This is a genomic window from Nonomuraea ceibae (assembly GCF_019396325.1).
Lineage (GTDB): Bacteria > Actinomycetota > Actinomycetes > Streptosporangiales > Streptosporangiaceae > Nonomuraea > Nonomuraea ceibae.
This window is the reverse complement of the sequence record NZ_JAHKRO010000199.1, coordinates 1-9,289: the sequence shown is the minus strand read 5'-3', so window position 1 is coordinate 9,289 and position 9,289 is coordinate 1. Positions and strand designations below refer to the sequence as shown.

Genomic DNA, 9,289 nt, shown 5'->3' with positions numbered 1-9,289 from the left:
GGTGGTGCCGGCGCCGGGAGCGCGCGCGACCCTGACGACCGCCTCGCCCGGCACCCGGCCGCCGGCGAAGGCGGCGACGGCGGCGAGCCGGTGCTCGGTGAGCGCCGCGCCGCCGGGCGGGGTGACGGCCCAGGTGACGGCGAACGTCTCGCCGCCGCGCAGCCTGCCGGTGGCGGCGGGCGTGCGCGCCTCGGCCCGCCACCCCTCGGGTACGGCCAGCGTCACGGCAAGGTCGCGCAGCGCGCCGGTGGCGCCGGTGTTGACCACCCGGGTGACGATCTCGCCGGTCGCGCCGGGCTCCAGCACGGAGGGCCGGTCGTCGCCGAGCGCGGCCGGGTCGACCTCGAACGTGACCAGCGGCGTACCGGCGCGGCCGTCCGACACCCGGTACATGGCGGCGCCGTGCGCGGGGACCTGGGCGGCCAGCTCGCCGGTGCTGCCGGTCACCGCGCCGGTCCACAGGTCCTCGATCCGGTGGCGGCCGGGGCCGAGGTCCGTGGAGATCGTCGCGGCCCGGTCGCTCTCGTTGAACAGCACGATCGCCCGGTCGCCGCCCGCCAGCGGCTTGACCAGCACGTGGTACCAGCCGTCGGAGCGGGCCAGGGCGCCGTGCGCGCCGAGCGGGTCCCGGGCGACGGCGATCACCTCAGGGTCGGCGACGATCTCGCGCGGCGCCCTGGCCGGGTCGGCCTGGAGGATCAGCGGGGCAGCGCCGATCGCCCACAGGGAGAACTGGGCGCGGTACTCGGTGGCGGTCATGCCGCCCAGCCCGGCCTGGATGAGGTCGGGGTCGGCCCAGCTTCCCGCGCCCGCGTACTCGGCGCGCAGCTGGTTGAACTCCCAGATGTCGACCATGGTCGCGTAGCTGTCGGCGATGGGCCGGTTGAAGACGTTGGTCCGCCAGGTGGTGGCCCCGGCCTCCTTGCCCCACAGCCACGGGACGGTGCTGCCGTCCTCGTTGTTCATCGCGAACACGACGCCGTCGCCGAGCGCCTGGCGCATGCGCGGGTAGAGCGTCCGGGCGATCCGCTCGACGTTCTGGCCGGGGAAGTCGGCCTTGGGGATGTCGCACCAGTCGTACTTGACGTAGCCGACGCCCCACGCCTTGACCTGGGCGGCGTCGGCGGCCTCGGAGCCGTAGGAGCCCGGGCCGCCGCCGGCGCACGCCTTGGTGCCCGCCGACAGGCTCACGCCCAGGTCGAGCCCCTTGCCGCGCACGTACGCGGCCAGGGCCTCGATCCCGGAGGGGAAGCGGGCCGGGTCGGCGGCCAGCGCGCCGCCGGAGCGCTGCGGGGCCAGCCAGCAGCCGTCGAGGATGACGTACCGGTAGCCGAGCGGCGCGAGCGGGGCGAGCGCGTCGGCGGCGGCCCTGACGGACGTCTCGGAGACCGAGCAGCCGAGCGAGCGGCTGCTCCAGCCCATCGGCGGCCCCGCCGCGGGGGCCTGGGCGGCGGCGGGTAAGGGGACGGAGAGCATGGTGAGGAGGACCGCCGCGAGGGCGGCCGGTGCGGTGCGCATGGGGGTCCCGTCAGGTCGGGTTGAGTGCGGGGGTGCCCGGCTCGATGACGAAGGAGCCGGAGGTGTAGGCCGGGGCGTACGGCTCGGTCACGCGCGACAGCGAGCGGAAGTCGACCTTCATCTCGCGCTCGCTGATGCGGGTGCGGACGTAGCCGCGGCGGCCGTTGAAGAACTTGACGTGCGGGTTCTCGGCGAGCAGGTTCCGCGTGTCGGGATACTCGTCCATGCCGTTGCCCGCGCTGGTGACCGACGTGGTGACGAGCTCGACGGCGACGGACTTCGACTCCGGGTCGCGGTAGTCGCGCTTGATCTCGCCCGCCCAGTGGGAGTGCACGTCGCCGGTGAGCACGACGGCGTTGCGCCCGTACGTGTCGACGGCGGCGGCCAGGCGGTCCCGGGAGGCGACGTAGCCGTCCCAGCCCTCGTTGGAGTAGCCCTTGCCCTCGCCGTTGGTCCAGTCCATCTCCATCATGAAGACCTGCTGGCCGAGCAGGTCCCAGGTGGCCCGCGAGCCCTTCAGCTCACCGTCGAGCCAGGCCTCCTGCTCCTGGCCGAGGATGGTGCGGTTGGGCGCGAAACGTTCCGCGCAGTCGGGGCCGACGGTGCCGCTGCGGCCGGTGCACGCGTACAGGTCGCGGTACTGGCGGGTGTCGAGCAGGTGCAGGTTGGCCACGGCGCCCCAGCGGATCGAGCGGTGCAGGCGCAGCGACGACCCGTCCGGCCGCTGGGCGCGCCGCAGCGGCATGTTCTCGTAGTACGCCTGGAAGGCCTCGGCGCGGCGCTTGAGGAAGGGCGGGTCGGGCTGCTCGGGGACGTCGCCGGCCCAGCCGTTCTCGATGTCGTGGTCGTCCCACACCACCACCCAGGGGGCGATCGCGTGGGCCATGCGCAGCTCCGGGTCGGCCTTGTGCTGGGCGTGGCGCAGCCGGTAGCCGGCCAGGTCCAGGCACTCGCCGCCGGCCTGGTCGCGGACGGGGTACTTGTAGTCGCCGTACTCGTAGATGTAGTCGCCGAGGAAGGCGATCAGGTCGGGCTGGTCCTCGGCCATCCTGCGGTACGGGGTGAACCAGCCGCTCTGGTAGTCGGCGCAGGAGGTGAACGACAGGTTCAGGTCGCGGCTGCGCCCGCCGGGGGCCGGGGCGGTGACGGTGCGGCCGGTCTCGGAGATCTCGCCGCCGGTGCGGAAGCGGTAGAAGTACTCGGCGCCGGAGTCGAGGCCGTCGAGCTCCACGTGGACGCTGTGCGCCTCCTCGCGGCGGGCGATCTCGACGCCGTGGCGCACCACGTGCTTGAAGTTCTCGTCCTTGGCGACCTGCCACTGGACGGGGACGGGACGGGACGGCATGCCGCCGAAGCCGTCGAGGGCGAGGGGATCGGGGGCGAGCCGCGTCCAGAGCACCACGCCGTCGGAGGCGGGCTCGCCGGAGGCGACGCCGAGCTGGAAGGGGTCGGACAGGGGGGTGCGAGCGGCCGCCGCGCGCACCGGGCCGGGGCCCAGTGCGGCGGCGAGGCCCACGCTCGCGCCCCCGGCGAACAACGCACGCCGGGTGATCATGGGTGGGGGGGCTCCCTACTCGATGGTGGCGTTGCCCTCGGCGACCGCCTGGTCCGCGGCCTGCTTGGGGGTGAGCTTGCCGAGGTACATCTCGTTGAAGATCTGGTTCAGCTTGGTCTCGAACCCGGTGAAGCCGGTCGTGACCGGCAGCGGGAAGGTCGTGCCCTCGGCCTCCTCCAGGAACGGGGAGACGTCCAGGCCCTTGGCCTTCCAGTAGTCGACGTAGCCCTGGGCGAGGCCGTTGATCGCGGGGAAGACGTAGCCGCCGTCGGCCATGAGCTTCTGCGGCTCCTCGGTGCCGAGGTAGGCGGCCAGCTTCATGGCCTCCTCGGGGTGCTCGCTCTTGGCGTAGACGGCCTCCGACAGGCCGTTGAGGTTGACCGAGCGGCCCTGCGGGCCCTCCGGCATGAGCGCGACGCCCATCTCGAACCCGGCGCCCGGCGCGACGAACGGCAGCAGCGCGTTGTTGGCCGGGAACATCGCCACCTCACCGGCGGTGAACATGTCGGTGATCTTGCCGGTGGGCGGGTTCGTCTGGCTGGCGGGCGGCGACACGTGGTGCTTGTTGACCAGGTCGACGCCCCACTGCAGGGCCTGGACCGACGCCTCGTCGTTGAAGGTGTACTTTCCGAACGGCTTGTCCAGGAGCTTGCCGCCGTTGGAGTTCACCCAGTTCATCCACTGGGTCTGGTAGTGGTTCCAGGAGCCGAACCCGTACGTCTTGACCTTGCCCGGGTCGAAGCCGTCCTCGCCGGGGTGCTTGCCGGCCTCGTCGACGGTCAGCTTGCGGGCGACCTCCAGGAGGGTGCCGCCGCCGTCGGGGCTCCAGGTGAGCTTGTCCGGCATCTCGACGCCGGCCTTCTTGAACAGGTCCTTGTTGTAGAGCAGGCCGACGGTGCCCCAGTCCTTCGGGACGCCGTACAGCTTGCCCTCGTAGGTGAAGGAGCCGACGACGGTCGGGTGGTACTTGGAGGCGTCGACCTTGACCTCGGCGAGCACGCCCTTGGTGACGTACTCGGGGAACTGGGTGGGGGTCATCCAGAACACGTCGGGCGCGCTGCCCGCCACGGCGTCGGCGGTCAGCTTGGTCCAGTACTGGTCGTAGGGCAGCAGCTCGATCTGCACGTCGATGGTCGGGTTGGCCTTCTCGAAGGCGGCCATGACCTTCTCGTAGCCGGCCTTCTGCTGCTCGTCCCAGAGCCGGTAGGTGAGCGTGACCTTCTCGCCGCCGCCCCCGTCGCCGCCACCGTCGCCGCCACCGGCGTCGCCGGCGTCGCCGGAGCCGCAGGCGGTCAGGGTGAGCAGGGCGGCGGCGGCCAGCAGGGCGGCCTGGCGGGTTCGGGGGGTTCGCATGATGGGGCTCTCCTACTTGAGGCCGGTGAGGACGACCGACCGGACGATGTACTTCTGGAAGAAAATGAAGATCGCCACCATGGGGACGAGGGCGATCAGGCCGCCGGCCATCATGAGGTTGTGGTCGACGCCGATGCCGACCTTGAGCGCGGCGATGGCCACCGTGATGACCTTGGTGCCGTCGCCGCTGGTGATGATCAGGGGCCACAGGAAGCTGTTCCACGACGAGATCACCGTGATGATCGTCAGCGTGCCGATCGCGGGCTTGCACAGCGGCAGCAGGATGCGCACCAGCACCGTCAGCGGCCCCGCGCCGTCGATCCGCGCGGCCTCCTCCAACCCGGCGGGCAGCCCCTTGAAGAACTGCCGCATCAGGAAGATCCCGTACGGGGTGCCCAGGATGTACGGGGCCAGCAGCCCGTACCAGGTGTTGACCAGGTCGAGCTCGCGCATGATGAGGAACAGCGGGATCATCGTCACCGCGCTCGGCACCATCATCGTGGCCACGTACAGCCAGAAGAGCACGTCCCTGCCGCGGAAGTTCAGCCGGGCGAAGGCGTAGGCGGCGAACGTGGTGAACACGAGCTGGCCCAGCGTCAGCAGCACGGTCATGACGAGCGTGTTGAGGATGTAGCGGGGGAAGTCGCCGCCGAGGATCTGGCCCAGGTTGTCCAGCGTCGGCGGCAGTCCGGGCAGCCACGGCTCGGTGGAGTTGAGCTGCGCCTTGGTCTTGAACGCGGTCAGCACCACCAGCAGGTAGGGGAAGACCGAGATGAACGCGCCCGCCACGAGCGCGGCGTAGAGCAGGATCCGCTTCGTCATCTGTCTCTCAGCTCAGGTCGTAGGTGGTGCGCTTGCCGAAGAACCTGACCTGCACCAGCGTGACCACCAGGATGATCACGAAGAGCAGCATCGACAGCGTGGAGGCGTAGCCGAAGTCGAACTGCCGGAAGGCGGTCTCGAAGATCGTGAAGTTGAGGACGGCGGTGCTGCCCGAGGGGCCGCCGTTCGTCATCACGTAGACGGTGTCGAACACCTGGAAGGCGCCGATCATGTTCGTCACCATGACGAAGAACATCGTGGGGTTGAGCAGCGGCAGCGTCAGCCGCCAGAACCGCTGGCGCGGGGTGGCGCCGTCGGTGGCCGCCGCGTCGTACAGCTCCTGCGGGATGCCCTGCAGCCCGGCCAGGAAGAACAGCATGTTGTAGCCGCTGTACTGCCACACGGTGACGAGGGCGACGGCCGGCATCGCCCACGCCGAGTCCGACAGCCAGTCGGGCCCGGTGATCCCCACCATCGACAGCGCCCGGTTGATGGCGCCGTCACGCGGATCGAAGATCCAGTTCCAGACCAGGCCGAGCACGATCGGGGTGGCCATCCACGGCACCACGAACAGCGACCGGTAGAACCGCACGCCCTTGACCCGCTGGTTGAGCAGCATGGCGGCGCCCAGCGCGATCACCGTCTGCAACGGCACGCACAGCGCCACGTACAGCACCGTCACCCAGAGCGAGTGCCAGGCCTCGCCGTCGCCGAGCAGCCGGGCGTAGTTGTCCAGGCCCGCGAACGACGGGTCCGACAGCAGCTCCCAGTCGAAGAAGCTGAGGACCAGGACGATGACCACGGGCAGCAGCAGGAACGCCACCACGCCCAGCAGGCTCGGCCCGACGAACAGGTAGGCGTACCAGGAGCCGCGGCGCCTCACGACGGCTCCGTGCTGGTGGGCCTCATGATCCGCCGGGTGGTCTCCAGGCCCCACGCGTCCAGGGCGGCGATCGGGTCGCTGGAGCCGCGCAGCCCGCCGGTCGCGCCGACGTGCGCGGCCCACTCCTCGCGCGCCTCCACCTCGGGGCGGACGATGAGGCAGTCGGGGTCGTTGACCCACCAGCGGGCGTGCAGGAACTCGCGGGCCGCGCCGGTCAGCCGGGCGCCGAGCTGCGACGGCTGGCTGATGTCGCCCTTCCTCGGGTGCAGCGTGGGCGCGATGTCGGGGCTGACGCGCATGATGTCGACCAGGCCGATGCTCGGCAGCATCGGCGCGCCGCACCCGTGCAGGGTGGCGTCCGGGCCGGCGCCCTCGCGGACGAGCTCCAGGCCGCGCCGGTAGGCGGCGATCGGGTCGAGGCCGGCGTGCCTGCGCCCGGCGAGCGCGCCGGCGTAGAGGTAGTCGAGCTTGAAGTGGGTGATGCCGATCGCCGCGAACCGCGCGAAGACCCCCACCAGGTACGCGGCCGCGTCGGGGTGGGTGACGTCGAGCACGGCCAGGTCCTGGTCCCACATGTGACCGGCGTGCGCTCCGCCGACGAGCCAGTCGGGGTGCTCGCGGAACAGGCGGCTGTCGTGCCCGGCGAGGAACGGCGCGGTCCAGATCCCGGCGCGGGCGCCGGTCGCGGTGATCTCGCCGACGGCCCGCTCCAGCGAGCCGAAGCCCGGCCTGGGGTCGAGCCAGTCGCCGATGCCCGCCTCGTAGCCGTCGTCGATGAGGAACATGTCCGCGCCGAGCTCGTGCTCGGCGGCCAGCGCCAGGTTCTCCAGCACGTCGGCCTCGGTGACCTTGTCGAAGTAGCCGTACCAGGTGCACCACATCGGCGGCACCGCCGGGAAGGCGCGGCCCGGGGCCAGGCTGTCGGCCCAGTGGCGCAGCGCGCGGTCCAGGCCGCCCTCGACGCGTTCGTGCCGTACGGGTCCGTCGGCGGAGATCACCAGCCGGCCGTCCACCGGCCGCGCCCGGATGGAGGGCACGGCGAGCGGGCCGGGCGCCGACCACAGCTCGACCGGGCCGCCGTCGCCCGGGTCGACGGCGAGCAGGCCCTCGCCCTGGAACGAGCCGGCGGGGACCGGCGTCCCGGGGCGGTAGCAGAGGGTCTGGATGTTGCCGTCGGCCGGGCGGGGAGGGGTGTCGTCCAGCCGGTACGCGCCGGTGGGGCTCCACGACTGCCAGCCGTGCTCGAACACCCGGGCCTTCTCCGGCGCGCACGCGACCTCGCCGATGTCTGCGAAAGACACTCGAACCTCATCTCACTTACGAAGGAGCGCTTCATTAGTAGCAGTGTTGAGTTCTGTGGGTCAATGGTGGATTACCGGGTCATGTGGGGGTTCTTGATGGTCTTGCTGTTGCCCGGCGGCTGGCATAATCGGCGCATACAAAGGAGACCTACATAAGGACGGGGCGTTGGCAGACCTACGCGGCGGCGACCTGTCCCGGCTCAGGCAGCTCAACTCGCTGACCGCGATCCGGGCGCTGCGCGAGACCGGCCCGCTCACCCTCTCCGCCCTCGCCGAACGGACCGGGCTCTCCCGCCCCTCCACCAAGGAGGTCGTCGACGAGCTCAGCTCCCTCGGCTGGGTGGAGGAGGTGCCGCCCAGCCCCGGCACCATGGGCCGCCCCGCGCGCCGCTACCGCTTCCGCGCCGAGAACGGCCACCTCGTCGGCGTCGACATAGGCGGCCACAACGTCCGCGCCGCCCTGTCCGACCTCGACGGCCGCGTGCTCGCCGAGACCCGGCAGCCGGTCGAGCCCGACGCCCCCCTCGACGAACGCCTCGACGCCATCGAACGCGCCGTCTCCGGCTGCCTGACCCTCAGCCGCCGCACCCCCGACGACCTGTGGGTCCTCGCCGCCGGCACCACCGGCGTGATCAGCCCCGACGGCCGCATCTCCTTCTCGGCCGCCGTCCCCGCCTGGACCGGCCTCGACCTGGCCGGCCGCCTGCGGGAGATGTTCCCGTGCGAGATCCTCGTCGAGAACGACAGCCGCCTCGCCGCCCTGGCCGAAGCCCGCCGCGGCGTCGCCCGCGACGCCCGCGACGTCGTCTTCCTGCACGTCGGCAGGCGCATGGGCACCGGGCTCATCATCGACGGCAAGGTCCACCGCGGCTTCGGCGCCGCCGCCGGCGAGATCGCCATGCTGCCCGAGGCCCGCTGGTTCGACGCCCCCGACCACCTCAACACCAGCGCCGCCGTGCCGCCCGGCACCCCGCCCGAGGACGCCGCCGGCCACACCCTCGCCGCCGCCCGCGACGGCGACCCCGTCGCCCTCGAAGCCGTCGGCCGCTACCTCGACGACCTCGCCGTCGGCACCGCCGCCATGGTCCTCCTCCTCGACCCCCAGGTCGTCGTCCTCGGCGGCGGCTTCTCCCGCTCCGCCGACGTCCTCCTCGGCCCCCTCCGCGACCGCCTCGAACGCCGCTGCATCCGCACCCCCGAGATCCGCGCCTCCACGCTCGGCGACGAATGCGTGGTGGTCGGCGCCATCGACTACGCCGTCGAGCACGTCGAACGCCGCTTCTTCACCCCCGAGGCCGGCCCCCTCCCCCTCTCCCGCTGACCCGCCCACCCGCGCGCGGCGCCGGCCGCCGCACGCTCACGGCCGCGCGCCGTCCGGTCGGCGCGGCGGTGCGCCGCTCACCCTCGCACGCGGGCCCGGTAGGCGCGCGGCGGCACCCCGTGCTCTCTACGGAAGGCGCGGCTGAAATGGAACGGGCTGACGAAGCCCGACGCCGCCGCCACCCGGCCCACGTCCAGGTCCGTCGCCTCCAGCAGCATCGCCGCATGCCGCAGCCGAGCCTCCCGCACCGCCCGCATCGGCGTCCGCCCCGTCTCCTCCGCGAACAGGTGCGCGAACCGCGACGGCGACAGCGCGACGGCCCGCGCCAGCGACCCCACGGTGTGCGGCGCCCCCGGCTCGGCCGCGATCAACGCCAGCGCCCGCCGCACCCGCCCGTCGCCGCCCTCCTCCCCCGCCCGCACCGACGCGGTCGCCACGACCAGCACCTCCTCCACCGCCCCCATCACCAGCTCCCGCGCCGCCCCCACCCCCGCCACCACCGCCACCTCCCCAGCCGCCGTCTCGCCCGCCCAACC

General features: G+C 72.4%; 8 protein-coding genes. 1 reads left to right on the top strand and 7 read right to left on the bottom strand.

The features are described from left to right. From KME80_RS48525 to KME80_RS48500, 6 genes are all read right to left on the bottom strand, one after another. Positions 1 to 1,518 (bottom strand): NEW3 domain-containing protein (locus tag KME80_RS48525; RefSeq protein WP_219519370.1); only part of this gene is annotated, 1,518 nt, incomplete at its 3' end. A 10-nt stretch (positions 1,519 to 1,528) separates the two neighbouring features. Continuing rightward, on the bottom strand, positions 1,529 to 3,073 hold the full coding sequence (locus KME80_RS48520; protein ID WP_219519367.1) for an alkaline phosphatase D family protein: 1,545 nt from the start codon (positions 3,071 to 3,073) through the stop codon (positions 1,529 to 1,531). Between the two features lie 15 nt (positions 3,074 to 3,088). Further along, positions 3,089 to 4,426, bottom strand: coding sequence for an ABC transporter substrate-binding protein (locus KME80_RS48515; protein ID WP_219519364.1), 1,338 nt, complete (start codon positions 4,424 to 4,426; stop codon positions 3,089 to 3,091). 12 nt (positions 4,427 to 4,438) lie between these two features. Further along, on the bottom strand, positions 4,439 to 5,248 hold the full coding sequence (locus KME80_RS48510; RefSeq protein WP_219519362.1) for a carbohydrate ABC transporter permease: 810 nt from the start codon (positions 5,246 to 5,248) through the stop codon (positions 4,439 to 4,441). Between the two features lie 7 nt (positions 5,249 to 5,255). Further along, entirely contained in the window at positions 5,256 to 6,131 is an 876-nt protein-coding gene (locus tag KME80_RS48505) for a carbohydrate ABC transporter permease (RefSeq protein WP_219519359.1), read from the bottom strand. Then, on the bottom strand, positions 6,128 to 7,432 hold the full coding sequence (locus KME80_RS48500; protein WP_219519356.1) for a glycoside hydrolase family 36 protein: 1,305 nt from the start codon (positions 7,430 to 7,432) through the stop codon (positions 6,128 to 6,130). Before KME80_RS48500 ends, KME80_RS48505 begins: the two co-directional genes overlap by 4 nt. 166 nt (positions 7,433 to 7,598) lie before the next feature. Between KME80_RS48500 and KME80_RS48495 the strand changes: the two genes are divergently transcribed. Beyond that, positions 7,599 to 8,753, top strand: coding sequence for an ROK family transcriptional regulator (locus KME80_RS48495; protein ID WP_219519355.1), 1,155 nt, complete (start codon positions 7,599 to 7,601; stop codon positions 8,751 to 8,753). 77 nt (positions 8,754 to 8,830) lie between these two features. Here the strand turns inward: KME80_RS48495 and KME80_RS48490 are convergent. Then, positions 8,831 to 9,289: helix-turn-helix domain-containing protein (locus tag KME80_RS48490; protein WP_219519353.1), on the bottom strand; the 459-nt coding region annotated here is incomplete at its 5' end.

What these genes read in the sequence shown, in the direction of transcription:
- KME80_RS48520 (WP_219519367.1), bottom strand. Translation starts at nt 3,073, where the DNA reads ATGATCACCCGGCGTGCGTTGTTCGCCGGGGGCGCGAGCGTGGGCCTC.
- KME80_RS48510 (WP_219519362.1), bottom strand. Translation starts at nt 5,248, where the DNA reads ATGACGAAGCGGATCCTGCTCTACGCCGCGCTCGTGGCGGGCGCGTTC.
- KME80_RS48515 (WP_219519364.1), bottom strand. Translation starts at nt 4,426, where the DNA reads ATGCGAACCCCCCGAACCCGCCAGGCCGCCCTGCTGGCCGCCGCCGCC.